The following is a 23,802-nucleotide window of genomic DNA, read 5'->3' as shown; positions in this document are numbered from 1 at the left end:
ACTCTAGGTATGTACCATTAGTGTACCAATCAGGCAGCGAGCCGCGGTATGACGCGCCATGTTGTCCCATCCATCATGGGGGCAATGGAAAATCGACGCGCGGCGTCGGCGGCGTGAATCGGGGTGCTGGCGGGCATGGCAGATGTTTTCCGGCTTACGAAGCGGTCCTGAAAAAGAGCGTCATTTTCTCACAATGGCGGCCACACGCCCAATCAGGACGACGGCGTCTCATCGGAAATGGCGTCCTGTATCCGGCGACACCACTGAACGCCGTGTTGTCGCAGCAGCGCCTGGTTGCGCTCGGGAATGCGCTCTGGATGGGGAAAGCGTTCCAGCGCAGCTTCGAGACTGGTTTCGCGCAGCAGATGGAAAAGCGGGCAGGGAGAGCGATTGGTGTAATCGGCGGCGTCTTCCTGACCGGGCATCGCCTGGCTGTCGCCAAACAGGTAGTCAGGATGAAAGCTTGCCAGCTGATAGACGCCTTCGTAGCCCTCGCTGATCATGAGCCGTTCGGCCATGTCGAGCTTGTCCAGAAAGGTGAAGAAGTCCTCGGCGCCGGGTGTGAGTACCAATAGGGTGGTTTCGGTGTCCGGGTGGCGGTCAAGATGCTCGCACTCCTCGATGACGGCCATGAGCAAAGCGGCATCGTCTGCGGCATCAAGCTGGCGATAGCGGATGCGGTCGCGCTCGAACTCGGCGGCAGCGAACGGGCACAGATCCTGCGCCATGACCCAGTCCCTGACCCAGCGTCGGGTGGCCTCCAATGGTTGTATCGTCACGATAGGCTCTTTGTTGAAAAGGAAAGGGGCCGACAGTGTGTCGACCCCAAAACGATATCTTACCCTTGAGCCGCGCGATGTACAGCGCTGAAATGGTATTGCCGACGGCCGACGATGGCGCTATTGCGCCTGGCCTTCCAGCGTGATGGGCATGCGGTCATCGGCAGTTTCCGCCTCGGAGCCCATCATTTCGTCATGCGCGACGCTGTGTCTGAAATAAACCGAGACACCGTCCATGCCGCCGATATCGCGCAGCAGGGTCTTGGCCGCATTAAGGGATTGCGGCGTTAAAATCGTGCCGTCTTCGTTAAGCAGTGTGTCGGTCTCGCCCCCGGTGGTGATGCGCACGGTAAAGATATCGCCTTCCATTGATTCAATGACGATTTCATCAATCCGGCCTGCATGTGCTTTTTCAGTCAGTTCGTTGAGTTTCATCTGCCTCTCCATGGCCTGCGTAATCAATGACCCTGCTCAGGATAGTCCGTCTGTTTCAAAACCCCCGTATCTGCAGGGTTAAAATTGTCATGAGGCGTTGAGGTGCCATACCGCTCCCTACTGCCAGGCGCTATGATCGATGCATTGCGCATGATATTTCGGAGAGCCATTGATGAGTGACAAGAGTCCGCCGCTGGAAGATCTCAAGGGCAAGATCAAGGAAGCGTGGGGAACGCTTGGCGGTGATGAGGCGCTCAGCGACGAGGGCGAAATCCAGCAGCTTGCCGCCAGACTCGAAAAGGAGCAGGGGCTCTCTTCCGAGGAGGCCCTGCGCCAGGCTGAAAAGACCCTTCATGGCGAGCGCCGATAGCGCCCTTGATTGCCCGGGACCCTAGAGCCTGTGAAGCTCATCGTTGTGCTCGGTGTCCAGCGACTGAAAGCTGTCATCGACCAGCTGCAGCGTGGCGTTGTCTTCCATCAACAGGTAGACGGGTTCGTGCTCTTCGTCGCCGCGAGCGGGGTGGAGCACATAGACCGTGCCGCCACCGGGGACGGCGTTACCGCTGAGGACCTTCCAGTTTCCCTTGCGCTTTTGTGTCTGCCCGTCATCGGGACCGCCGCGCGGGGTCTCGGTCAGGTTGTAGACGCCGCCGGCACTGTCGGTACTGAAGTTCAGCGCCAGTTCGGTATCCACGCCGTCACAGTTGGCACACGGCAGAGAGCCGCCATAGATCTGATTGGTGCCGGAACTGCGCTGTGAAGAGCTGGTGGTGGCGTTGTCATGCCCCTGATCACAACCACTTACCATGATGGCCAGTAGCGCCCCCGTCAGCGCCAGTGCGCTAAAACGTGTCAATGTCGTGCTCCTCGCTGTCCTTTAATGGTCTGCCTTGACAAGGGCGCGCGGCACCCTGTCTCCCCAGTCATGAAGCCTAAACGATCCGCTTTGTCCTGTCTCTTGTGACACGCCGCCACCCTGTCAGCAAGCTGCATGATTTATGCCATACCGCGACCATGGTCCAGGGGCTATTGTCGTTCGTGTCATTGAAGGCGAAAATTACCTGGCTTTAACTTAATTCAAATATGACATTGTAAAGGGATCGGGCATGAAAAAGGGATGGTGTTGCACGCTGGCGCTCATGGGCATGGGAGTGGCGTCACAGGGCTGGGCAGCAGGTGCCTTCGACCCCAATGGCGACTACATGTTCGGTGACTGGGGCGGAGCGCGTTCCGATCTGGCCGATCAGGGCGTCGCCTTTCAGCTTGAGCACATCTCCGAGATGGCCTATTCCGTCGATGGAGGCTTTCGTGACAAGCACACCGGCCGCTACGCCGATCAGTGGACGGCCGGTGCCAACGTTGATCTTGATCGCCTGCTCGGCATTCCCGATGCGCGATTCCAGTTCACGCTGACCAACCGTAACGGCGAAAGCCTGACCAATGATGTCATCAACAATCCCAATGGGGTCGGCGCCTCTTCCACTCAGGAAGTGTACGGGCGCGGCAGTGTCACCCGTATCACTCAGCTGTGGTACGGCCAGTCCTACATGGACGACACCTTCGAAATCAAGGCAGGGCGTGTGCCGGTCGGCGATGACTTTGCCGTCTACGACAGCAACTTTCAAAATCTTTATCTCGGCAGCGGCGAGCCCGGTAACCAGAACGGCGGTATCTGGTACAACTGGCCGATTTCGCAGTGGGCGCTGGTCGGCAAATGGAATATCACCGATGAGCAGTATGCCCAGATCGGCTTTTTCAATCTCAACGAATCCAACCTCGATCGCGATCACGGCCTGGATCTGAAACACAGCGGCACCAGCGGCACCCTGATCCCGGTGGAGTACGGGTTTGAGCCGGACCAGGGGATCAACGGGCTGCCGGGCCAGTATCGGCTGGGGTATTACTACAGCAGCGCCGATGCCGATGACTTTTCCTCGCGTGATAGCGCCTCGGATGCCGAGAAGAGCCACCGCTACGGGCTCTACTATGTCATCAACCAGCAGGTAACCCGTCATGACGACGATCGCGACCGGGGTCTGAGCGTATTCAGCATGGGCACCTGGAACGATGGCGATACGGCCACCTTTGATCGCTATCTATCGGCCGGCGTGACCTATACCGGTCCGTTCGACGGTCGCGAGCAGGACGAGATCGGCTTCGGTCTGGCCTATGCCCACGTCAACGATGACTACAACGCCTGGTCTCGTTCAGGCAACGCAGCACTTGTCGGCGGGTCTTCGGCACCAAACTATGTGCCGCGACAGGGGGAAGAGTATAACGCGGAGCTGTATTACTCCCTGCAGGCCACGCCGTGGCTGGCCTTTCGTCCCAACCTGCAGCACGTGCGCCATCCCGGCGCGGACAGCGATATCGACAGCGCCTGGGTAGCCGGCCTTTCGGTTCTGGCAACCTTCTAGCCTGCCGGGGCGCTACTGCGGTGGCGCCCTGCGTATGCGCGGGGGTTGAGGTGGCCACTCTTCAACGTCTGATCCATGTTCGATCAGTGGCACAATCTCGTGAAGCTGCGCCGGAATATGGCGCAGCCCGCATTCCCAGACCACTACGGCACGCCAGCCCAGCGCATTGAGCTGTTCGAGCTGTCGGCGGTCACGCGCGACATTGCCCGCCAGTTTTTCCTGCCAGAAGGTCTTGCGCGTTGCCGGTGACGTGGCATAGAAGCAGTCGTCGTGACGATGCCAGAAACAACCATGAACAAAGACAACGCACCGATAGCGAGGCAGGGTCAGATCCGGCGTGCCCGGCAGGTCGCGTCGGTGTAGACGAAACCGATAGCCGCAGGCATGTAGATAGCGTCTGACCAGCAGCTCGGGCTGGGTGTTTTTACCCTGAATGCCCGCCATCATGCGTGAGCGCGTTGCCGCATCGACCACATCGACCAAGGTCATGACCTCCCGTTTCGCCAGTATCGAGGCGTTAGTGTAGGAGATCATGCCTGAATCAGGGCGTTAGAAATTCATGACTTTCATCGGCCAGATGGCCGGAATGCAGGCGTGAAAAACGATGTCGTCGCCGTGTGTTCTCTCTTCAGGGTTGCCGCTGTCGCTGTCGTCAAAAATATCCAGAATCATGTTGAAATCCTGCTCGACTCTTTTAATCATCAAGCGTGTATTTCTCTCGACAAGGTAGAGGCCGTTGCCCTCGAAACAGGCACATTTTCTCGCCAGTATCAGGGTGCCCTGAGGGCAGAAATCAAAGTGCCCGGGATGCTGAGGGGTCAGTAAATAGTCATTTTTTTTGATCAGTTCATGGTCGATAAAACCCATGGGAAAACGCGAAATTGGTACGGCATTGATACCGACCGTTTCGGGTGATGTTGTCAGTGGATAGAGGGGAAGCGACAGCAGCATTGCTCGACCATTGCCGGAAGCCTCCCGGGCATTGCCCAGAAGATGATCGATGCTGCAGCGCAGCGCCTTTGCCAGTGGCTCCAGACGCGAATGTCCAACACGCTTGATGGTGCCATTTTCCCAGTAGGAAATGGTGACATCTGAAACGCCTACGCGACGGGCCAGCTCAGCCTTGCTTAGTCCACACTGTTCTCGCAATTTACGAATGCGCTCGCCCAACTCGTTCATGCGTGGCCTCACATGTCTCATGAGCGGGCCAGCATAGCGAGCTGGATGTTAAGTATGTTTAGTAGTTTGTCACTATTTGAACGCAATGGTGGCCACAAAATCTGGTTTTTTAGTATTAATCCATTTATTCGTAAATAACGAAAAGGACAGCATCATTTATTCGAAGTTGCATCAGGAAAAACTGATGCCTGTCAGTGGCTCAGCCAGCCGGCCAGCAAGGGAAGGACGATGGCACTCAAGGCGCCATTGAGCGCCATGGCAAGACTGGCAAAGGCGCCGGTTTGCATGTCGATACCGAAACCGCGGGCCGTGCCCAGGCCGTGACCATTAAGGCCGAGCGCCAGGCCGACCACACGCGGGTCCTGACAGCGCAGCACCTGTGCCAGCAGCGGAATGGTGGAGGCCGCCAGAATGCCGGTCACCGTGACAATACCGGCGGTCAGGCCCGGATAGCCGCCCAGTCCTTCGGAGACGCCAATGGCAATGGGCGTTGTAATGGATTTGGGGGCCAGCGAGGCAAGGATGGCGGGAGGCAGTCCCAGCGCCCAGGCAATGGTGAGTGTTGCCGCACAGGCGGTGATCGACCCGACCACCAGACTCACCGTAATGGGAATCAGCAGCCGCTTGATATGTTGAAACTGCTCATAAAGGGGAATGGCCAGCCCGACCGTGGCCGGTCCCAGCAGCAGCGTCAACCAGTGGGCGTCGAGATAATAGGTCTCGTAGTCCACCGGCAGTACCGCAATGAACAGCGCCAGCATCAGACTGCCGGTCAGCATCGGCGGGGCCCAGCTCGGGCAGCGCATCAATCTGTAAAGGGACAGGGCCAGCATGTAGGCGGCCAGGGTCATCACGACCGCCAGTGCCGGCGTGGCCATCATGTCGCGGGCAAGCGTTTGGAGCGTCATGAGGGGCCCGTCGCATCATCCCGACGCTGCTGCCAGCGCACCATTGCCTGCATCGTCACAAGGGTCACCACGCTGCTGATCAGCGTCCCCGCCACGATGGCAATCAATAGCCTGAGCCAGTTATCGGTCAGGGTCGTCCCCAGAAAGAAAAGACCCGCCGCGCTGGGCAGAATCAACAGGGTGAAATAGTGGATCAGATGGCTGGCGGCGGTGCCCATCGAGCGCGACGAACGCTGTCGCATGATCAGCACCACAAAAAGCAGCAGCATGCCCAGCACACTGCCCGCCACCGGCAGCGCCAGCGTCGTCTGCAAAAGATTGCCGATGACCAGAAAGATCATCAGCCACATGAATCCCTTTAACATCACGGTCTCTGGAATGGGCAGATCGGTATCCCGGCCAGCGGCAGACGGGGTCGGGCTTCAGCTCATGATAAGCTAATGATATAAGGGAGTGCAGTGACAAAACGTGAATGCTTTCCGATACTGGCTTGCCTGTCACACTGAGACTGACGATTTCTTGTTCATCCTTTTATCGGAGGCAATGGTTCATGGCAAAACGCATTGAATTTACAGAAACCGGCGGGGCGGAAGTGCTCAAAATGCGTGAGTTCGAGCCCGACAGTCTCGGACCACGAGACGTCAGGGTGACCAACTGGGCCATTGGTCTCAACTTCATCGATATTTATGTCCGCACCGGTCTTTATCCGGTGGCGGAACTGCCCTCGGGGCTGGGGACAGAAGGTGCAGGGGTGATCGAGGCGGTCGGTGAGGAGGTCACCGATTTCAGGGAAGGCGATCGCGTGGCCTATGCCACCGGCCCGCTGGGTGCCTATTCCACGCACCACACCCTGCCGGCCGAGAAGGTGGTGCTGCTGCCGGACAGTATCGGTTTCGATCAGGCCGCAGCGGCCATGTTGAAGGGGCTGACCGTGCAGTATCTGCTGCGTCAGGTTTATCCGATCAAAAGCGGCGATACCTTTCTTTTCCATGCTGCCGCCGGTGGGGTGGGATTGATCGCCTGTCAGTGGGCCAAAAGCCTGGGGGCACGCTTGATCGGCACGGTATCCACCCCGGAAAAGGCCGAGCTTGCCCGTAAAAACGGTGCCTGGGCGACCATCAATTACAGCGAAGAGAGCGTGGTCGAGCGCGTTCGCGAGCTGACCGACGGGCAGATGTGTCCGGTGGTCTATGACTCGGTGGGCCGGGATACATGGGAGATGTCGCTGGACTGTCTGGCGCCGCGCGGGCTGATGGTGAGTTTTGGCAATGCATCCGGCCCGGTCGAAGGGGTGAATCTGGCTACGCTGAACAAGAAGGGATCACTGTTTGTGACGCGCCCGAGCCTGGCCGGCTACGCCGATACTCGCGAGCGGCTGGAAGCCATGAGTCAGGAGCTTTTCCAGGTCATGGGCAACGACAGCGTGCACGTCAACATTGGCTGTCGTTTCCGGCTCGATGAGGCCGGCGAGGCGCAGGACAATCTGGCTTCACGTCGAACCTCGGGCTCGACCATCCTGATCCCCTGAACGCAAAGCCCCTGCGCTGTCGATGCCTGAACAAGCATGCGACAGCGCAGGCCCGCCTACCATTCGATGGGCGTGTCGTTCCAGTCATAAAACGCGCCGCTGTCGTCAGGGGTGCGCTGGCTGATGACCGCCAGCAGCCGCTCGGCCACAAACGCCGGCGTAAACAGCTTGCCTTTTGGCACTCGGGCCTGAAAGGGCCGGGACAGCTCGGTATCTGTCGTGCCCGGATGCAGGCACAGCAGGATGGCCTGTGGGTTGCGCCGCTTGAACTCGATTGATGCCGTTTTCATCAGCATGTTGAGCGCTGCCTTGCTGGCGCGGTAGGCGTACCAGCCGCCCAGATCGTTGTCTTTGATGGAACCTACCCGCGCCGAAAGTGTGGCGATGATGGCCGGATGGCGCGTCAGGCGATCCGTCAGGGTGCTGATCAGCATGGCGGCCGTGGCGGCGTTGACCTGAAAGGCGTGATTCAGGGCATCAAAGGAAAGTCTTTCGAGGCGTTTTTCGGGGGCAATGACGGTCGACTGATCGCTCTGACCGTCGTGCAGGACGCCAATGGTATTGAACAGCAGATGGACCGGCGTTTGATGCAGGTAGTCGCTGAGCGTTGCCAGCCCCTGTTCAGTGGTGACATCGGCGTCGACGATGTCCAGTCGGTCGATATCGAGCCGATCATCCTGCTCAAGGCGCTCGCGGTGACGAGTAACCGAAACGATTCGTCCGGCGCGAGGGTCCCGGGACAGTTCTGCCAGCAGGGCGCGACCGATACCGCCGCCACCGGTGATGACGGCCGTATAGTGATCGGGAAGATGCTCAAGCATGTCATGGCTCGCCTGGTTGATAAGAAACGAGTGAAGGTTTCCTCAAGCGTAGCGGACCCTGAGGCGTCAGGCCGGGCGCATGAGACCGGCAAGCTCCGGGTCAATGCGTTGGTAAAGCGTGGCCAGTCGGCTGTCGGGGTCTGCCAGAAGTCGCTCGGGGGTGTCGTGTTCGACCAGAGACCCTTCATCGAGCATGGCGATTCGATCAAACTGCTCAATCTGAGTCAGCCGATGCGTAATCACGATCAGCGTGCGCCCCTGACACCTTTTGCGAATTGTGTCCCACACCCGCTGCTCGGTGGCTTCATCCAGCCCTTCGGTGGGCTCATCGAGCAATACGATCGGCGCCTGGCGCAGCAGGGCGCGGGCGATGCCAAAGCGTCTTAGCTGCCCGCCTGACAGGGAGCTGCCGCGCTCGTCCGGAAAACCTGCCAGGCCGTCGGGCTGATGCGCCAGCCAGCCGTCCAGACCCAGAGCCTTGAGTACGGCCATGATTTCATCCTCCTCGATAGCCCGGCCCATGGTCAGGTTGTCGCGATAGCTTGCCGTAAAGAGATGGGTCTCCTGCTGAGCCACGGAAAATTGAGCGCGCAGGGTAGCCTCATCCAGCCGGTTCAGGGGCGCGCCGCCCAGCGTAATAGCGCCTTCGTCCGGCGAGACGAACCGGACCAGGCTGTTGAAAAGCGTGGTCTTGCCGCTGCCGGAGGGGCCCAGGATCAAAAGGTGCTCGCCTTCTTCCACGTCCAGACTGAGCGAGGTGAGGGCGGCCACGCTGCCATCAAGGCGAACGCTTAAACGCTCGAGGCACAGACGGGCGCCCTCGGGCGTCTGCTGTTCGCTCTTGTCGGGAAAATCGGTTTCCGGTACGCGTGAGCGAACGTCATCAAGTCGGGCTGCCGCGCGCTGAATGCGGCCCAGATGCTGCCAGGCCTGGGGGAGCAGGGCGATCGCTTCAAAAGCGCCCATGACGGCAAGGCCCATGAGCGCCACCAGAGTGGCATTCATGCCGTGCTGGGTGACCGCCCAGCTCGCCATGCCCAGCACGCCGGTCAGCGTCAGGCCCAGCAGTGTCTGCGACAGCAGCTGCGAGCTGCCCCACTGACGGGCGAGCCGGTACTCATGCTGGTCCCGGGCGTGTTCGCCCTTGATGAGATGATCGACCTCGCCCTGCCAGCGGTTATAGATCATCAGCTCCGACAGGCCGTTGAGGCGCTCCAGCAGCCGGGCGCGCAGGCGGGTATTGTCCTGCTGCCAGGCGTCCGAGTGCGCCCAACCGGCACGCCATGCAAGCCAGGGGCCCAGAAGCCCCGAGATCAGCAGAGCCAGTGCGGCAAACATCCCAATAGCCGGGGCGAACACACCGATGACCACACCACACACCACGATACCCAGAAGCGCCACGATAGAGGGGGCCAGTACGCGTAGATAGAGGCCGTCGAGCGCGTCGATATCGGCGGTCATGCGCGTCATGAGCTCGCTCTCGCCGTGTCGCTGAAGCTGAGCGGGGGAGAGCGGCTCCAAACGTTCATAGACGTGGCGCCGCAGCTTTGAGAGCAGACGAAAGGTCGCATCGTGGGTGACCAGTCGCTCGGCGTAGCGGGTGCCGGTACGCGACAGGGCAAAAAAGCGCACGCCGGCCGAGGGCAGCAGGTAGTTGAAGGCATGAGCCGTGGCAACGCTCAGGCCGGCCAGCGCCGAGGCGGACAAGAACCAGCCCGACAGGGCCATCAGACCGATGCTGGACGCCAGTGCCATCAGCTGCAGCGCGATGCCCAGACCCAGCAGCCAGGCCCAGGGCGTCATGAGGCGCAGATAGGGTAGAAGCTGTCTAAACATCGCGCGTCTCCGAAAGATCGAGCGTGGTCGGGCGCGTCAGGGGCCCACCCGGGGCGCGCAGGGCCTCGAGGGTGTCCAGTGCCTGGACTCGTCCCTGATCCAGCATCAGCACGCGGTCGGCCAGCGCCAGAAGTTCCATGCGATGGGTCAAAAGGACCACTGTCCGGCCCTTGCAAAGGCGTCCCAGCGCTTCCATGACCAGTCGCTCGCTGGCCTGGTCCAGGCTGGCGGTCGGCTCGTCAAGCAATATCAGGCGGGCATCGCGCAAGAAGGCACGTGCCAGCGCAATGCGTCGTGCCTGGCCGCCGGACACGGCCCGACCGCCTTCTCCCAGTCGGGTGTCAAGTCCGTCGGGCAGTCCGGCAAGCCAGTCCTTGAGGGCCGCCTGCTCCAGCGCCTCAAACAGGGCCGAATCATCTGCCTGCGCGTTGGCCAGTCGCAGATTGTCGGCAAGCGTGCCGGCCACGATCACGGCCGACTGACCCACCCAGGCGATCTGATGCTGCCAGTCATCGAGGCGGATATCGGTCAGCGCGCGCGGCAGCTGATGGCCATCCGTGACGTGAAACGTTCCGGCTTCCGGATGCATGAACCCCATCAATACGTTAAGCAGGGTAGATTTACCGGCACCGCTTGCGCCGATGACGGCCAGCAGTTCGTTGGCGCGGATGTCGAGTGTGACCTGATCAAGGGCAGGCGACGATTGACCGGCGTAGCGTGCCGTCAAACCTTCAAGCGAGAGTTCGAGACTGCCCCCGGGGTGCCACGCCGGCTGGTCGGTATCGCGTTCGAATACGCGCCGCTCGAGAATGGGCATCAGATCCTCGGCGGCGGCTTCGGCTTCGGCTTTGGCATGATAGTGAACGCCCAGGTCGCGCAGGGGCTGATAGAACTCGGGGGCCAGAATCAGGATGAAAAGACCGATAAAGAGGTTGATGCCGTGGTCGTACATGCCGAAATCAAAGTGACCGAGATAGACAAAACCCAGATAGAGCGCCAGAAGGGCAATCGATACGGCGGCGAAAAATTCCAGTACGGTCGAGGAAAGAAAGGCCAGCCGCAGAACACGCATGGTGCGGCGTCGAAAGCCTTCGGAGGTGGCGTGGACTTCGCTGGCCTGACGCTTGCTGACACCGAAAAGCTTGAGCGTGGAAAGCCCCTGTAGCGTATCCAGAAAGTGTCGGCTCATGCGGCCCATTTCCAGAAACTGGTCTTCCTGACGCTTTTTGGCACCGATGCCGACCATGGCCATGTTCAGTGGAATCAAGGGGCCGGTGGCGATCAGGATCAGGGCCGCCGCCCAGCTCAGGGGCACAACGGCAATCACGATGATCAACGGGATGATGGCGCACAGCAGCATCTGGGGGCGGTAGTCGGCATAAAAGCCCTGCAGGGCATCGACCTGGTCCCAGACGCGATGGCTTAAAGTGGCGCTGTGCTGGCGTCGCGCCCACAAAGGGCCAAGAATGGCGACGCGTTCAAGCAGCTCCCGGCGCACGGACTGACGAATTTCGATGCCGCCACGGGCGCCACAGATGGTGCGTGCCCGAACCAGCAGGCCGCGTGCGATAAAGGCCGGCGGAAGCAGCAGCAGCGGAACGACAAGCGAGGAAAAATCGGCACCATCGATCACCATGCGCTGTGCCACGGTGGCAATACACCAGGCCTGTACCAGCAGAATCAGTGTTGAAAGGGTGCCTGCGATGACAGAAAGTCGGGTCCAACGGGCGCCTCGCCTGGCAGTACGCTGCAGCCACTGGCGCGGTGTTTCATTCGATGCCATGACGGCTCCACGGAGAGCGGGAATACAATATCAACAAAAAACCGGACGTACGCACAGCGGTATGTCGTCGCAGTCGTACCGGGCAGCGGCGCGTAACGCCGGGGCCACCTTAAGTGCGCGCGTGAGTTGGCGTATAATAGTGCCACGTTTTCCAGCCAATGGCCGTTTTCATGACTGTACGCACGCGTATCGCCCCGTCACCGACCGGGGACCCCCATGTCGGCACTGCCTATGTGGCGCTGTTCAATCTCTGCTTTGCGAAACAGCACGGCGGCGAGTTTATTCTGCGTATCGAGGATACCGACCGGGTGCGCTCTACGGCCGAGTCCGAGCAGATGATTCTGGATTCACTGCGCTGGCTGGGCATCGACTGGTCCGAGGGGCCAGACGTGGGCGGCGCCCACGGGCCCTATCGGCAGAGCGAACGCGGCGATATCTACGCCGCTCACGTCCAGAAGCTGCTGGACAGCGGTCATGCCTTCAAGTGCTATCGCACCAGCGAAGAACTCGATGAGATGCGCGAGGCGCGCAAGGCGCAGGGCCTTTATACGGCGCTCAAGCCGGATGATCTGTATCTGGACGAGGGTGAGCACGCTCGGCGTGAGCAGGAAGGCTGGCCGCACGTCGTGCGCATGAAGGTGCCCGGAGAGGGGAGCTGTCGCTTTGTCGATATGCTGCGTGGTGAGATCGAGGTGGAGTGGGCGCAGGTCGATGCCCAGATCCTGATGAAATCCGACGGCATGCCGACCTATCACCTGGCCAACGTGGTGGATGATCACCTTATGGGGATTACCCATGTGCTGCGCGGTGAGGAGTGGATCAACTCGGCACCCAAGCACATTCTGCTCTATGAGTATTTCGGCTGGGAGATGCCGGCGCTGTGTCACCTGCCGCTTTTACGCAATCCGGACAAGTCCAAACTGTCCAAGCGCAAGAATCCGACGTCGATCAACTACTACAAGCGCATGGGCTATCTGCCTCAGGCCGTCACCAACTATCTGGGGCGCATGGGCTGGTCGATGCCCGATGAGCGCGAGAAATTCACGCTCGATGAGATGATGGCAAGCTTTGACATTCAGCGCATCTCGCTGGGCGGACCGGTATTTGATCTCGAGAAGCTGACCTGGCTCAACGGGGTCTACATCCGTGAAGACCTCGATGACGAGGCGCTCATGCGAAAGCTGATGCAATGGGCGTTCAACGAGGACTATGTCGCGCAGATCCTGCCTCAGGTCAGACCGCGCGTGCAGACACTTGCCGAGGTCATGCCGCTGGCCGGTCATTTCTTCTCGGGACTGCCGACGCTTCAGTCCGAGCAGTTCGACGAAACCGGCATGTCGCGCGAGCAGACGGTGCGGCTTTTGCAGTTTCTGCTCTGGCGACTGGAAAGCGTGCGCAGCTGGGACAAGGAGGCCCTGCTGGCCGAGATCAAGCTGTTGTCAGGTTATCTTGAGCTCAAGATGAAAGCTTTTCTGGCGCCCGTGTTCATTGCCGTGACCGGCAGTCAGACCTCGACCTCGGTCATGGATGCCATGGTGATTCTCGGCTCGGACATGACCCGGGCGCGACTGCGACACGCCATTGCCACCCTGGGTGGCACGTCCAAAAAGCAGGCCAAGGCACTGGAAAGGGAATATCGGGAGCTGCCCGCACAAGGGGCTTGACGCTTTTCAGTACAATCAGTAAGATGCGCCCCGTTCCTGACCACAACGCCATGTGCAGGTCGGGGCGTCGGGGCCTTAGCTCAGCTGGGAGAGCGCGACACTGGCAGTGTCGAGGTCAGCGGTTCGATCCCGCTAGGCTCCACCAACCTTTACGTCCCATTCGTCTAGTGGTCCAAGACACCGCCCTTTCACGGCGGTAACAGGGGTTCGAACCCCCTATGGGACGCCACCTTCCTTCTGATGTATTTCAGACCTCGTATCGCGCAAGCGCTGCCTTTGATCATCTCCTGATGCGTCCGGATTTTTCTGCGTTCAGGGCTTGACACATCCTGCAATTGTCCACCGATGACGCCTCTTGTCGGTCTACTTTCCGTGCCGCTTCACGCGTAGTGCCTATCTCATTGTTTTTATAAAAAACTCTTTATATTCAATTGCTTATAGCTGGTCAAAAAATATCCAATCTGTCTGGAGCGCCCTGAATATGGCGATTTTGAGACCTTCTTCATACGTTATGAACAGGCTTATCCACAGATTGTGTGGACAATAAAAGTCCCACCGCGAGATGGTGAATTCCATTGCGATGTCAAGCTATAAAAAGCATAAGAGATGGGTTGGTCAGGGGCACGAAAAGGCGTCTGGCGAGCAAAAAAAAGACCGTCAACGACGGCCTTTCGGAAATTCGGATCATCGTTTAGTGCTGTTCGGGATAATCCCTTTGCGTGTAGCCCTTGTAGAGCTGTCTCGGGCGTCCGATGCGTGAGCCGTTGGTAATCATCTCGTTCCAGTGGGAAATCCAGCCTGTCGTCCGTGCGACGGCAAAAATGACCGTGAACATGTTTTTCGGAATACCCAGCGCACGCAGGATAATGCCTGAGTAGAAGTCGACGTTGGGGTAGAGCTTGCGCTCGATGAAGTAATCGTCTTCCAGCGCAATCTGCTCAAGACGCTTGGCGATCTTGAGCTGCGGGTCATCACCCATGCCAAGCTCTTCAAGCACTTCATCGCAGGTTTCCTTCATGACCTTGGCGCGCGGATCGAAGTTTCGATACACCCGGTGGCCAAAGCCCATGAGCCGGAAAGCGTCCTGCTTGTCCTTGGCCCGATCGACAAAGCGCTGAATGTTCTCTTCGGATTCGTCACCGATTTCGGCAAGCATGTTGAGCACTGCTTCATTGGCACCGCCGTGTGCCGGACCCCATAGTGCGGCAATGCCGGCACTGATGCAGGCGAACGGATTGGCACCGGTGGAGCCTGCCAGTCGCACCGTGGAGGTCGATGCATTCTGTTCATGGTCGGCATGCAGCATGAAGATTCGATCCATGGCCTTGGCGGCCACCGGATTGATTTCATAAGGCTCGCAGGGATTGCTGAACATCATGTAGAGGAAGTTTTCCGCGTAATCGAGATCGTTGCGCGGATACACGAAGGGCTGCCCGATGTTGTACTTGTAGCACATGGCGGCAAGTGTGGGCATCTTGGCAATCAGGCGGATGGCCGAGACCTGGCGGTCATGTTCTTGGGTGATATCCAGGTTGTCGTGATAAAAGGCTGACAGGGCACCCGCCACGCCACACAGCACTGCCATGGGATGGGCGTCGCGTCGAAAGCCCTTGAAGAAATTAACGATCTGCTCATGCACCATGGTATGGCGTGAGACACTGTTGCGAAAGGCTTCGAAGGTCTCGCTGTCAGGGATCTCGCCATTGAGCAGCAGATAGCTCATTTCGGTATGATTGGAGTGGGTGGCCAGCTGCTCGATAGGGTAGCCACGATGCAGCAAAACGCTGTTGGCGCCATCGATGTAGGTGATTTCGGATTCACATGAGGCGGTGGAAACAAAGCCGGGATCATAGGTGAAATAACCATGATCTATCAGGCCGCGAACATCGATCACATCGGGCCCCGTCGTGCCCGAATAGATAGGCAGCTCGACGGGAGCGTCCAGACCGTCGATCGTCAGTTGCGCCTTTCTGTCAGCCATAAGGCCTCCTCGATTTATGTAAGATGCTGTTCTATCTGGTATGTCCGCCGAATCGTTGGGCCCACTATTGAGCGGGTGCGACAGTTTGTCAATTCCGCGCACGCGGGGGCGGGGAGTCATGCATTCATTTCATGTGCATGTAACAAAAAGCTTTTTTTAATGTCCCAATGGCACGAATATAGCCTGTTTTCCCTCGAATTTTGAACTTTCCAAACGCTTACAAAAATGTGCGGCAATTTGTCATCCGCATGGCGGGGACATATAATCAATGGCCGCGCGACGGGCGATTCATCGCCTGTCCAGGCGACCTGACCTGATGATAATCGAATCCTACCAAAAACTGCCCGTGGTCTATTCATGCGGGCCGGGAGAGAAAAGCGCCGTGAAGAGTCAACGACCCTTGTCGACTGCCAAGCGTCCGGTGAATCTGGACCTTTCAAGTATCCAGTTTCCCTTGCCTGCCCTTGTATCCATCTCGCACCGGGTGTCAGGCATCATGTTGTTTATCGGCCTGATTTTCCTGATGTGGGCCTTTCAGGTTTCCCTGTCATCTCCTGCCGGATTCGATACCGTCCGCGAGGCCATGGCCCACGGCTTTTTCGCCAGGCTGGTTCTCTGGGGGCTTTTGTCCGCACTGGGCTTTCATTTTGTGGCAGGCGTTCGTCACCTCATCATGGACATGGGTCATGGTGAAACGCTTGAAGGCGGTCAGCGTGGTTCACAGCTGACCATCATCATCAGTGCATTGCTGGTTGTTATGGCAGGAGTCTGGGTATGGTAATCAATATTTTGAATCCGGGGCGCAACGGTGTGGCCGACTGGATGATCCAGCGGGCTTCGGCCGTCATTCTGGGTCTTTACACCATCTTTATGGTGTCTTATCTGCTGTTCAATCCCGGTCTGGACTATGCCGCCTGGTCGGGGCTTTTCAGCCACATCTGGATGAAAGTGTTCACGCTGCTGGCACTGCTTTCCGTGGCTGCTCACGCCTGGGTTGGTCTCTGGATCGTGGCAACCGACTACATCAAGCCCGCGGCCATTCGTTTTGGTGCGCTGCTATTCGTCATCCTGGCCCTGTTTGTGTTTGTGGTCTGGGGTGTGCAGGTTATCTGGGGAGTTTGACATGACACAGTTACGTACCCTGACCTTTGACGCCATCATTATCGGTGGCGGCGGTTCCGGTCTGCGCGCCGCGCTGCAGCTGGCGCAGTCGGGCAAGCAGACGGCGGTGCTGTCAAAGGTCTTTCCCACGCGCTCCCACACCGTTTCAGCCCAGGGCGGTATCACCTGTGCCATCGGCAGTGCCGACCCCAACGATGACTGGCGCTGGCACATGTATGACACCGTCAAGGGCTCCGACTACATCGGTGACCAGGACGCCATTGAATACATGTGCAACGAGGGCCCCAAGGCCGTCTTCGAGCTTGAGCACATGGGTCTGCCGTTTTCCCGCTTCGATAACGGGCGTATCTATCAGCGTCCTTTCGGCGGGCAGTCCAAGGATTACGGCAAGGGCGGGCAGGCCGCTCGTACCTGTGCGGCAGCGGATCGTACCGGGCATGCGCTGCTCCACACCCTTTATCAGAACAACCTGAAAAATAACACGGTCTTTCTCAACGAATGGTACGCCGTTGATCTGGTACGCAATGCCAACAACGATGTGGTCGGCGTCATCGCCATCTGCATGGAAACAGGCGAAACCGTCATGATCAAGGCCAAGGCCACCGTTCTGGCCACGGGCGGCGCCGGGCGTATCTACGCCTCGACCACCAATGCCCTGATCAATACCGGTGACGGTATCGGTATGGCCCTGCGCGCCGGCTTCCCGGTGCAGGATATCGAAATGTGGCAGTTCCATCCGACCGGCATCTATGGCGCCGGGACACTGGTGACGGAAGGCTGCCGCGGTGAGGGTGGCTATCTGATCAACAAGGATGGCGAGCGTTTCATGGAGCGCTACGCACCCAACGCCAAGGACCTCGCTGGTCGTGACGTTGTGGCGCGTTCAATGGTACTCGAGATACTGGAAGGCCGTGGCTGCGGCGAGAATGGCGACCACGTCATGCTCAAGCTCGATCATCTGGGCGAAGACGTTCTGATGAAGCGTCTGCCCGGTATCGTCGAACTCTCGCGCACCTTCGCCCACGTTGATCCGGTCAAGGAGCCGATCCCGGTCGTGCCGACCTGCCACTACATGATGGGCGGTATTCCGACCAACGTGAACGGACAGGCGCTGACGGTCGATGCCGACGGCAACGACAAGGTCATCAACGGGCTGTTTGCCTGTGGCGAAGTGGCCTGCGTATCCGTGCACGGCAGTAATCGTCTGGGTGGCAACTCGCTGCTGGATCTGGTGGTCTTCGGTCGTGCCGCCGGCATGCACATCGAAGAGACACTTAACAAGGGCATCGAGTATCTGGAAGCCTCGCAGTCGGATATCGATGGTGCCATGGCACGTCTGAATCGCTGGAACAAGTCGGGTAGTGGTGAAACGGTGCCCGAGCTCAAGCGTGATCTGCAGACCATCATGCAGAACAACTTCGGTGTTTTCCGCAAGGAAGACAACATGCAGGACGGCGTGAAAAAACTCGAGGAGTTGCGCGAGCGCATTGCCAATGCCTGGCTGCCTGACAAGTCAGACATGTTCAATACCGCTCGTATCGAGGCCCTTGAGCTGGATAACCTGATGGAAGTTGCCGAAGCGACCGCCATTGCGGCGCTGGAGCGACGCGAAAGTCGTGGTGCTCACTCGCGTGAGGACTACCCCGATCGTGACGATGAAAACTGGCTGAAACACTCGATCTATCATCCGGCGGACAAAACGCTGAGCAAGCGTGACGTCAACTTCTCTCCGAAGACCGTCGACACGTTCCAGCCCAAAATTCGTACCTATTGATGAGGGGATGACCCATATGTCGACATTACAGGTCTCCGTTTACCGCTATAACCCTGAAAACGATGATGCGCCCTGGATGCAGGACTTCGAAGTCGATACTCAGGGGCGCGATCTGATGGTCCTTAACGTCCTTCAGATGATCAAGGAGCAGGACAGCTCGCTGGTCTATCGCGCCAGCTGCCGCGAAGGCGTCTGCGGCTCCGACGGCATGAACATGAACGGCAAGAACGGTCTGTCGTGCGTGACGCCGATCTCGGAAGTCGTCAAGGACAACCGGCTGGTCCTGCGGCCCCTGCCGGGCCTGCCCGTCATCCGCGATCTGATCATCGACATGTCGCTGTTTTACAAGCAGTACGAGCGCATTCAGCCCTATCTGCAAAACGATGAGCGGCCGCCGTCCATCGAACGGCTGCAGTCGCCGGAAGACCGTGACAAGCTCGACGGGCTCTACGAGTGCATTCTTTGCGCCTGTTGCTCGACTTCCTGCCCATCGTTTTGGTGGAACCCGGACAAGTTCGTGGGACCTGCCGGTCTGCTGCAGGCCTATCGCTTTCTGGCCGACTCTCGCGATACGCACACTCAGGAGCGTTTGTCGGAACTCGATGATCCCTTCAGTGTATTCCGGTGCCGCGGGATCATGAACTGTGTCAACGTTTGTCCCAAGGGGCTCAATCCGACTCGAGCCATCGGCAAGATCCGTGACATGCTGGTGCGCAATACCGCGTGACATACGGTTTTGCTTAATATGACAGGCCTTGCTTGTTATCATTGGCAGCCTGCCGTCGCCCTGCAGGGCGGCGGTAGTGTTTCGAGTCCGAGCTTTGAACCGGCCCGGTTGATCGGGTCAAAGAAGATACAGCGCGATTCGTGATTTACATCAAGGTGGTCGCACCCACTGCGATCACTGACCCCACCCCAGACCCAGGGTGATCGAGCGATGCAAGAAGGCATAATGGAGTTGATGTGGCGCACCTCGCACATGAGCGGGAGCAACGCCCATTACGTAGAAGAGCTTTACGAACAGTACCTTTCCGATCCTCAGTCTGTCCCGGATGAGTGGCGACAGTACTTCGACAGCCTCCCCGGCTATGATGGTGGCCCTTCCCGGGACGTTCCCCTTGCTCCGATTCGCGATCAGTTCTATCACCTCGCGCGTGAGCGTCGTTCACTGGCTCCGGTGGCGTCTGGTACCGCTGACAACGAAGAAGCCAGCCGCAAGCAGGTCCGTGTACTTCAGTTAATCAATGCCTATCGGTTCAGGGGCCATCAAAAGGCCAATATCGATCCGTTGGGGTTGCGTGTTGCTGAAACCGTTCCCGACCTTGAACTCTCCTTTCACCAGCTTTCCGATGCCGACATGGATACCGAGTTTCAGACCGGTTCCCTGTTCATTGGCAAGGACAGCGCTCCGTTAAAAGAGATCATTGAGGCGCTGGAGCAGACCTACTGCCGCTCGATCGGCTGCGAGTTCATGCATATCGTCAATACCGAAGAAAAGCGCTGGCTCGAGCAGCGGTTTGAATCGGTACGCTCAAAACCCGATTACTCGGCAGACGTGCGCAAGCATGTGCTGGAGCGTCTGACGGCAGCAGAGGGTCTTGAAAACTACCTTGCCAGCCGGTATCCGGGCACCAAGCGCTTTGGTCTGGAAGGCGGCGAAAGCTTCATCCCCATGGTGGATGAGCTGATCCAGCGCTCGGGCAACTATGGCGTGCGCGAGGTCGTGATCGGCATGGCGCACCGCGGTCGTCTCAATCTTCTGGTCAACATTCTGGGCAAGAGCCCGGGTGAATTGATTGATGAGTTCGACGGCAAGAAAATGATCGAACATGGCTCCGGGGACGTGAAATACCACCAGGGCTTTAGTTCGAACGTCATGACGCCGGGCGGTGAAGTGCATCTGGCGCTGGCGTTCAATCCCTCGCACCTTGAAATCGTCACCCCGGTAGTCGAAGGCTCCGTGCGAGCACGCCAGGACCGTCGTGACGACAGCGAAGGCGATCAGGTCTTGCCGCTGGTCGTACATGGCGACGCGGCCGTAGCCGGTCAGGGCGTCATCATGGAAACCTTCCAGATGTCGCAGCTGCGGGGTTACAAGACGGGCGGCACGGTCCATATCGTCATCAACAACCAGGTCGGCTTTACGACCTCTCGCCGTGACGACGCTCGCTCGACCGAATACTGCACCGATATCGCCAAGATGGTTCAATCACCCATCTTCCACGTCAACGGGGATGACCCCGATGCCGTGCTGCATGCCACGCAGGTGGCCATCGACTATCGGCAGCAGTTCAAAAAGGATGTGGTCATCGACCTCATCTGCTATCGCCGCCGCGGACACAACGAGGCGGACGAGCCCTCCGGCACGCAGCCGCTCATGTATCAAAAGATCAAGAGCCACGACAGCTCGCGCACGCTCTATGCGCGTCGGCTGGTCGAGGAAGGCGTGCTGGACGAAGATGAGGTGAAGGGCCTGATCGACGGCTATCGCGAAGATCTTGATAACGGCAATCACGTGGCCAACGCCCTGGTGCAGGAGCCCAACAGCAATCTCTTTGTTGACTGGACCCCCTATCTGGGCCATCGATGGACCGGTGAATCCGACACCTCCTTCGATCTCAAGCGCATGCAGGAGCTGGCCACCAAGATGTGTGACATCCCTGATGATGTCGACACGCAGCGCCAGGTGGCCAAGGTCTACGAAGACCGTCGCAAGATGATCGCCGGCAGTCTTGGCATCAACTGGGGCTTTGCAGAAACCCTGGCCTACGCCACGCTGATCGATCAGGGCCACCCGGTTCGCCTGACGGGCCAGGACACCGGCCGCGGTACGTTCTCTCACCGCCACGCCGTGGTGCATAACCAGAAGGACGGTTCGCTGTGGACACCGCTTTGCCGTCTCAAGCCCAATCAGCCGGACTTCATGATCTATGACTCTTTCCTGTCCGAGGAAGGAGCGATGGCCTTTGAGTATGGCTACGCCACGACCACGCCCAATGCTCTGATTGCCTGGGAGGCGCAGTTTGGTGACTTCGCCAACGGCGCTCAGGTGGTCATCGATCAGTTCATCTCATCCGGTGAAACCAAGTGGGGCCGTCTGTGCGGTCTGACCCTGCTGCTGCCCCATGGCTACGAAGGACAGGGCCCCGAGCACTCCTCGGCGCGTCTTGAGCGCTTCTTGCAGCTGTGTGCCGAAGAGAATATGCAGGTCTGTGTGCCGACCACGCCGGCGCAGATTTTCCATCTGCTGCGCCGTCAGGTTGTTCGCGGGCTGCGCAAGCCCTTGATCATCATGTCGCCCAAAAGCCTTCTGCGTCACAAGGATGCGACGTCCACACTGGAAGAGCTCTCCGATGGCCGCTTCCAGATGGTCATTCCCGATCAGGGCAGGCTGGAGGCCGAGCAGGTCAAACGCGCGATCTTCTGCTCCGGGAAGGTCTATTACGACCTTGCCACGTGGCGCGCCGAAAACGAGCGTTTTGATACGGCCATCATCCGTGTCGAGCAGCTCTATCCGTTCCCGGAAGATTCGCTTTTGGCTGCCATCGAAAGCTACACCAATCTCGAACGTGTGGTCTGGTGTCAGGAAGAGCCCAAAAATCAGGGCGCCTGGTATCAAAGCCAGCATCACATGCGCAAGGTGGCCGATCAGGTAAACCCGGGACTTGGCGGCGAGCTTGGTTTTGCAGGCCGTGCCGAATCGGCAGCGCCTGCGGCGGGATACATGGCAGTGCACAGTGAGCAGCAGCGATCGCTGGTGGACAAGGCGTTCAACGGTTGAGCGCCTGAAAGCTCAGGAACATGAGTGCCGCGATTGCCGGCTACCGAGTAGAGGATATTAAGGAATAATCATGGCAACAGACATCAAGGCGCCAAGCTTTCCCGAATCCGTCGCGGAAGGGACCGTAGCGACCTGGCACAAGAAGCCGGGCGACAGTGTCTCGCGTGACGAACTGATCGTCGAAATCGAAACCGACAAGGTGGTGCTTGAAGTCGTGGCACCCGCCGATGGCACGGTAGAAGAGATCACTGTTGAGGAAGGCGAAACCTGCCAGTCCGAACAGGTACTGGGTCGTCTGGGCGACGGCAACCAGTCCGCGAAGCAGGACAAGGGTTCTGCCGATACGAAAAATGAGGAAAAAGGCGGGCAGGACAAGGAAGAAAAGGCAGCCGAAAGCAAGGCCTCTTCCGACAAGCCTGCCGAGTCCTGCGAAAGCGGGGGCGACAAGCCGGCCACTTCCGGCACGTCGGTCGACGTCAAGGCGCCCTCCTTCCCCGAATCCGTTCAGGAAGGCACCGTTGCCAGCTGGAACAAGAAAGTCGGTGACCCGGTCAAGCGTGATGAAGTGCTGGCAGAGATTGAAACCGACAAGGTCGTGCTGGAAGTTGTCGCCCCCTCCGACGGTGCGCTGACCGAAATTCTTGCCGACGAGGGCAGTCAGGTGACATCCGAGCAGGTGTTGGCACGCTTTGGCGAGGGCGGTGGTGATGCGGCCGGCGCCTCTGCCGAATCCCGCGGCGACGACAGCCAGGCCGAATCGGGTGATGCCAATACCGAACAGGATGAAAAGGTCGGCGACAAGGTGCTGGCACCGGCGGCACGCAAGCTGGTGGCCGAGCACGATCTGGACGTCAACAGGATCGAGGGCACCGGCAAGGGTGGTCGCATCCTGAAGGAAGACGTACAGAAAGCTGTTGATGCCGGCAGCGCCAAAAAGCAGAAAGGCGGTGGCGACAGCAAGCCTGCCGCTTCTGCTGATACGGGCGTTTCCAAACAGGCCGCTGCGCCGGCCACAAAGGCCATTCAGGGCGAGCGTCCCGAGCAGCGCGTGCCGATGAGTCGCCTGCGTCAGACCATCGCCAAGCGGCTGGTACAGGCTCAGCAGACGGCAGCCATGCTCACCACCTATAACGAGGTGGACATGAGCGCGGTCATGTCGCTGCGCAGCCAGTACAAGGACGATTTCCAGAAGGCGCATGACGTGAAGCTCGGCTTCATGGGCTTTTTCGTCAAGGCGGCGACCGAAGCTCTCAAGCGCTTCCCGGATGTCAACGCCTCCATCGACGGCACCGATATCGTCTACCACGGCTATCAGGATATCGGCGTTGCCGTATCCACGCCGCGTGGTCTGGTGGTCCCGGTGCTGCGTGACACCGACTCCATGAAGCTTGCCGATGTTGAAAAGAACATCGGTGACTTCGGCAAGCGCGGCCGCGATGGCAAGCTCGGCATCGAAGACATGCAGGGCGGCACCTTTACCATCACCAACGGCGGTATTTTCGGCTCGCTGCTGTCAACGCCGATTCTCAACCCGCCGCAGACAGCGATTCTTGGGATGCACAAGATCCAGGAACGCCCCATGGCGGTCAACGGTCAGGTCGAAATTCGCCCGATGATGTATCTGGCGCTGTCCTATGACCATCGCATGATCGATGGCAAGGATGCCGTTCAGTTCCTCGTGGCCATCAAGAGCCTGCTTGAGGACCCGGCCCGCTTTCTGCTTGACGTTTAAGCCTTGAAATCCCGCCCGGTCCTGTACCGGGCGGGCTTGTTTTAGAACGATCACCGGCTGCG

General features: G+C 59.0%; 21 protein-coding genes and 2 tRNA genes. 12 read left to right on the top strand and 11 right to left on the bottom strand.

Annotation, left to right across the window (positions count from 1 at the left end):
- Positions 1-212: 212 nt before the first annotated feature.
- A complete protein-coding gene (locus ACS92L_RS06475; RefSeq protein ID WP_438767873.1) occupies positions 213-779 on the bottom strand; it encodes a DUF1415 domain-containing protein in 567 nt (188 codons plus the stop codon).
- Positions 780-899: 120 nt separating this feature from the next.
- Complete coding sequence (locus tag ACS92L_RS06470) at positions 900-1,214, bottom strand: DUF6482 family protein (protein WP_438767871.1); 315 nt, start codon at positions 1,212-1,214, stop codon at positions 900-902.
- Positions 1,215-1,386: 172 nt separating this feature from the next.
- Here ACS92L_RS06470 and ACS92L_RS06465 point away from each other — a divergent pair, with 172 nt between their 5' ends.
- Positions 1,387-1,584, top strand: a complete 198-nt coding sequence (locus ACS92L_RS06465; protein WP_438767870.1) for a CsbD family protein — start codon at positions 1,387-1,389, stop codon at positions 1,582-1,584.
- 21 nt (positions 1,585-1,605) lie between these two features.
- Here ACS92L_RS06465 and ACS92L_RS06460 read toward each other — a convergent pair whose 3' ends face one another.
- Positions 1,606-2,070, bottom strand: a complete 465-nt coding sequence (locus ACS92L_RS06460) for a copper resistance protein NlpE N-terminal domain-containing protein (protein ID WP_438767868.1) — start codon at positions 2,068-2,070, stop codon at positions 1,606-1,608.
- 250 nt (positions 2,071-2,320) lie between these two features.
- Here ACS92L_RS06460 and ACS92L_RS06455 point away from each other — a divergent pair, with 250 nt between their 5' ends.
- On the top strand, positions 2,321-3,631 hold the full coding sequence (locus ACS92L_RS06455; RefSeq protein WP_438767867.1) for a carbohydrate porin: 1,311 nt from the start codon (positions 2,321-2,323) through the stop codon (positions 3,629-3,631).
- Positions 3,632-3,643: 12 nt separating this feature from the next.
- Here the strand turns inward: ACS92L_RS06455 and ACS92L_RS06450 are convergent, their stop codons facing one another.
- From ACS92L_RS06450 to ACS92L_RS06435, 4 genes are all read right to left on the bottom strand, one after another.
- On the bottom strand, positions 3,644-4,120 hold the full coding sequence (locus tag ACS92L_RS06450) for a very short patch repair endonuclease (RefSeq protein ID WP_438767866.1): 477 nt from the start codon (positions 4,118-4,120) through the stop codon (positions 3,644-3,646).
- Between the two features lie 60 nt (positions 4,121-4,180).
- Positions 4,181-4,810 carry a helix-turn-helix domain-containing protein gene (locus tag ACS92L_RS06445; protein ID WP_438767864.1) on the bottom strand — a complete coding sequence of 210 codons (630 nt, stop codon included), beginning with the start codon at positions 4,808-4,810 and terminating at the stop codon, positions 4,181-4,183.
- Positions 4,811-5,001: 191 nt separating this feature from the next.
- Positions 5,002-5,718: an LrgB family protein gene (locus ACS92L_RS06440; protein ID WP_438767862.1), complete on the bottom strand. Its 717-nt coding sequence runs from the start codon at positions 5,716-5,718 to the stop codon at positions 5,002-5,004.
- On the bottom strand, positions 5,715-6,068 hold the full coding sequence (locus tag ACS92L_RS06435) for a CidA/LrgA family protein (RefSeq protein ID WP_438767860.1): 354 nt from the start codon (positions 6,066-6,068) through the stop codon (positions 5,715-5,717). The genes ACS92L_RS06440 and ACS92L_RS06435 overlap by 4 nt, the downstream gene beginning before the upstream one ends.
- Positions 6,069-6,268: 200 nt before the next feature.
- Between ACS92L_RS06435 and ACS92L_RS06430 the strand changes: the two genes are divergently transcribed.
- Positions 6,269-7,246, top strand: a complete 978-nt coding sequence (locus ACS92L_RS06430; protein WP_438767858.1) for an NADPH:quinone reductase — start codon at positions 6,269-6,271, stop codon at positions 7,244-7,246.
- A 56-nt stretch (positions 7,247-7,302) separates the two neighbouring features.
- On the opposite strand, the gene ACS92L_RS06425 is transcribed toward ACS92L_RS06430, so the two are convergent.
- From ACS92L_RS06425 to cydD, 3 genes are all read right to left on the bottom strand, one after another.
- Positions 7,303-8,067, bottom strand: coding sequence for an SDR family NAD(P)-dependent oxidoreductase (locus tag ACS92L_RS06425; RefSeq protein WP_438767857.1), 765 nt, complete (start codon positions 8,065-8,067; stop codon positions 7,303-7,305).
- Positions 8,068-8,133: 66 nt separating this feature from the next.
- Entirely contained in the window at positions 8,134-9,903 is a 1,770-nt protein-coding gene (gene cydC / locus ACS92L_RS06420; protein ID WP_438767855.1) for a thiol reductant ABC exporter subunit CydC, read from the bottom strand.
- Entirely contained in the window at positions 9,896-11,686 is a 1,791-nt protein-coding gene (cydD, locus tag ACS92L_RS06415; RefSeq protein WP_438767854.1) for a thiol reductant ABC exporter subunit CydD, read from the bottom strand. The genes cydC and cydD overlap by 8 nt, the downstream gene beginning before the upstream one ends.
- A 170-nt stretch (positions 11,687-11,856) precedes the next feature.
- On the opposite strand from cydD, the gene gltX reads away from it, so the two are divergent.
- The 3 genes from gltX (at position 11,857) to ACS92L_RS06400 (ending at position 13,579) form a co-directional block, all read left to right on the top strand.
- Entirely contained in the window at positions 11,857-13,350 is a 1,494-nt protein-coding gene (gltX, locus tag ACS92L_RS06410) for a glutamate--tRNA ligase (RefSeq protein ID WP_438767852.1), read from the top strand.
- 69 nt (positions 13,351-13,419) lie between these two features.
- A tRNA-Ala gene (locus ACS92L_RS06405) sits at positions 13,420-13,495 on the top strand.
- Positions 13,496-13,503: 8 nt separating this feature from the next.
- Positions 13,504-13,579 (top strand) — tRNA-Glu (locus ACS92L_RS06400).
- 462 nt (positions 13,580-14,041) lie between these two features.
- Here ACS92L_RS06400 and gltA read toward each other — a convergent pair.
- Positions 14,042-15,331, bottom strand: coding sequence for a citrate synthase (gltA, locus tag ACS92L_RS06395; RefSeq protein WP_438767850.1), 1,290 nt, complete (start codon positions 15,329-15,331; stop codon positions 14,042-14,044).
- Positions 15,332-15,599: 268 nt separating this feature from the next.
- Here gltA and sdhC point away from each other — a divergent pair, with 268 nt between their 5' ends.
- From sdhC to odhB, 6 genes are all read left to right on the top strand, one after another.
- Positions 15,600-16,112 carry a succinate dehydrogenase, cytochrome b556 subunit gene (sdhC, locus tag ACS92L_RS06390; RefSeq protein ID WP_438767849.1) on the top strand — a complete coding sequence of 171 codons (513 nt, stop codon included), beginning with the start codon at positions 15,600-15,602 and terminating at the stop codon, positions 16,110-16,112.
- The gene (gene sdhD, locus ACS92L_RS06385; protein ID WP_438767848.1) at positions 16,106-16,453 is read left to right on the top strand and encodes a succinate dehydrogenase, hydrophobic membrane anchor protein; all 348 of its coding nucleotides are present in this window, start codon (positions 16,106-16,108) and stop codon (positions 16,451-16,453) included. Before sdhC ends, sdhD begins: the two co-directional genes overlap by 7 nt.
- A 1-nt stretch (position 16,454) precedes the next feature.
- Positions 16,455-18,227 (top strand): succinate dehydrogenase flavoprotein subunit, encoded by a 1,773-nt coding sequence (gene sdhA, locus ACS92L_RS06380; RefSeq protein ID WP_438767846.1) that lies wholly within the window; start codon positions 16,455-16,457, stop codon positions 18,225-18,227.
- Positions 18,228-18,243: 16 nt separating this feature from the next.
- Positions 18,244-18,954: a succinate dehydrogenase iron-sulfur subunit gene (locus ACS92L_RS06375; RefSeq protein WP_438767844.1), complete on the top strand. Its 711-nt coding sequence runs from the start codon at positions 18,244-18,246 to the stop codon at positions 18,952-18,954.
- Positions 18,955-19,164: 210 nt separating this feature from the next.
- The gene (locus tag ACS92L_RS06370; RefSeq protein WP_438767843.1) at positions 19,165-22,008 is read left to right on the top strand and encodes a 2-oxoglutarate dehydrogenase E1 component; all 2,844 of its coding nucleotides are present in this window, start codon (positions 19,165-19,167) and stop codon (positions 22,006-22,008) included.
- A 70-nt stretch (positions 22,009-22,078) separates the two neighbouring features.
- Positions 22,079-23,740, top strand: a complete 1,662-nt coding sequence (gene odhB / locus ACS92L_RS06365) for a 2-oxoglutarate dehydrogenase complex dihydrolipoyllysine-residue succinyltransferase (RefSeq protein ID WP_438767841.1) — start codon at positions 22,079-22,081, stop codon at positions 23,738-23,740.
- Positions 23,741-23,802 lie beyond the last annotated feature (62 nt).

It is taken from the genome of Kushneria halocnemicola (genome assembly GCF_965650455.1).
In the GTDB taxonomy this organism is placed as follows: Bacteria; Pseudomonadota; Gammaproteobacteria; order Pseudomonadales; family Halomonadaceae; genus Kushneria.
The sequence above is the reverse complement of the archived record's forward strand: the minus strand, read 5'-3'. Positions and strand labels throughout refer to the sequence as shown.

What these genes read in the sequence shown, in the direction of transcription:
- ACS92L_RS06370 (WP_438767843.1), top strand. Translation starts at nt 19,165, where the DNA reads ATGCAAGAAGGCATAATGGAGTTGATGTGGCGCACCTCGCACATGAGC.
- sdhC (WP_438767849.1), top strand. Translation starts at nt 15,600, where the DNA reads ATGGCCGCGCGACGGGCGATTCATCGCCTGTCCAGGCGACCTGACCTG.
- ACS92L_RS06435 (WP_438767860.1), bottom strand. Translation starts at nt 6,068, where the DNA reads ATGTGGCTGATGATCTTTCTGGTCATCGGCAATCTTTTGCAGACGACG.
- ACS92L_RS06375 (WP_438767844.1), top strand. Translation starts at nt 18,244, where the DNA reads ATGTCGACATTACAGGTCTCCGTTTACCGCTATAACCCTGAAAACGAT.
- ACS92L_RS06440 (WP_438767862.1), bottom strand. Translation starts at nt 5,718, where the DNA reads ATGACGCTCCAAACGCTTGCCCGCGACATGATGGCCACGCCGGCACTG.
- ACS92L_RS06430 (WP_438767858.1), top strand. Translation starts at nt 6,269, where the DNA reads ATGGCAAAACGCATTGAATTTACAGAAACCGGCGGGGCGGAAGTGCTC.
- sdhA (WP_438767846.1), top strand. Translation starts at nt 16,455, where the DNA reads ATGACACAGTTACGTACCCTGACCTTTGACGCCATCATTATCGGTGGC.
- ACS92L_RS06465 (WP_438767870.1), top strand. Translation starts at nt 1,387, where the DNA reads ATGAGTGACAAGAGTCCGCCGCTGGAAGATCTCAAGGGCAAGATCAAG.
- ACS92L_RS06425 (WP_438767857.1), bottom strand. Translation starts at nt 8,067, where the DNA reads ATGCTTGAGCATCTTCCCGATCACTATACGGCCGTCATCACCGGTGGC.
- gltX (WP_438767852.1), top strand. Translation starts at nt 11,857, where the DNA reads ATGACTGTACGCACGCGTATCGCCCCGTCACCGACCGGGGACCCCCAT.
- ACS92L_RS06445 (WP_438767864.1), bottom strand. Translation starts at nt 4,810, where the DNA reads ATGAACGAGTTGGGCGAGCGCATTCGTAAATTGCGAGAACAGTGTGGA.
- sdhD (WP_438767848.1), top strand. Translation starts at nt 16,106, where the DNA reads ATGGTAATCAATATTTTGAATCCGGGGCGCAACGGTGTGGCCGACTGG.
- ACS92L_RS06455 (WP_438767867.1), top strand. Translation starts at nt 2,321, where the DNA reads ATGAAAAAGGGATGGTGTTGCACGCTGGCGCTCATGGGCATGGGAGTG.
- gltA (WP_438767850.1), bottom strand. Translation starts at nt 15,331, where the DNA reads ATGGCTGACAGAAAGGCGCAACTGACGATCGACGGTCTGGACGCTCCC.
- ACS92L_RS06450 (WP_438767866.1), bottom strand. Translation starts at nt 4,120, where the DNA reads ATGACCTTGGTCGATGTGGTCGATGCGGCAACGCGCTCACGCATGATG.
- ACS92L_RS06470 (WP_438767871.1), bottom strand. Translation starts at nt 1,214, where the DNA reads ATGAAACTCAACGAACTGACTGAAAAAGCACATGCAGGCCGGATTGAT.
- cydD (WP_438767854.1), bottom strand. Translation starts at nt 11,686, where the DNA reads ATGGCATCGAATGAAACACCGCGCCAGTGGCTGCAGCGTACTGCCAGG.
- odhB (WP_438767841.1), top strand. Translation starts at nt 22,079, where the DNA reads ATGGCAACAGACATCAAGGCGCCAAGCTTTCCCGAATCCGTCGCGGAA.
- cydC (WP_438767855.1), bottom strand. Translation starts at nt 9,903, where the DNA reads ATGTTTAGACAGCTTCTACCCTATCTGCGCCTCATGACGCCCTGGGCC.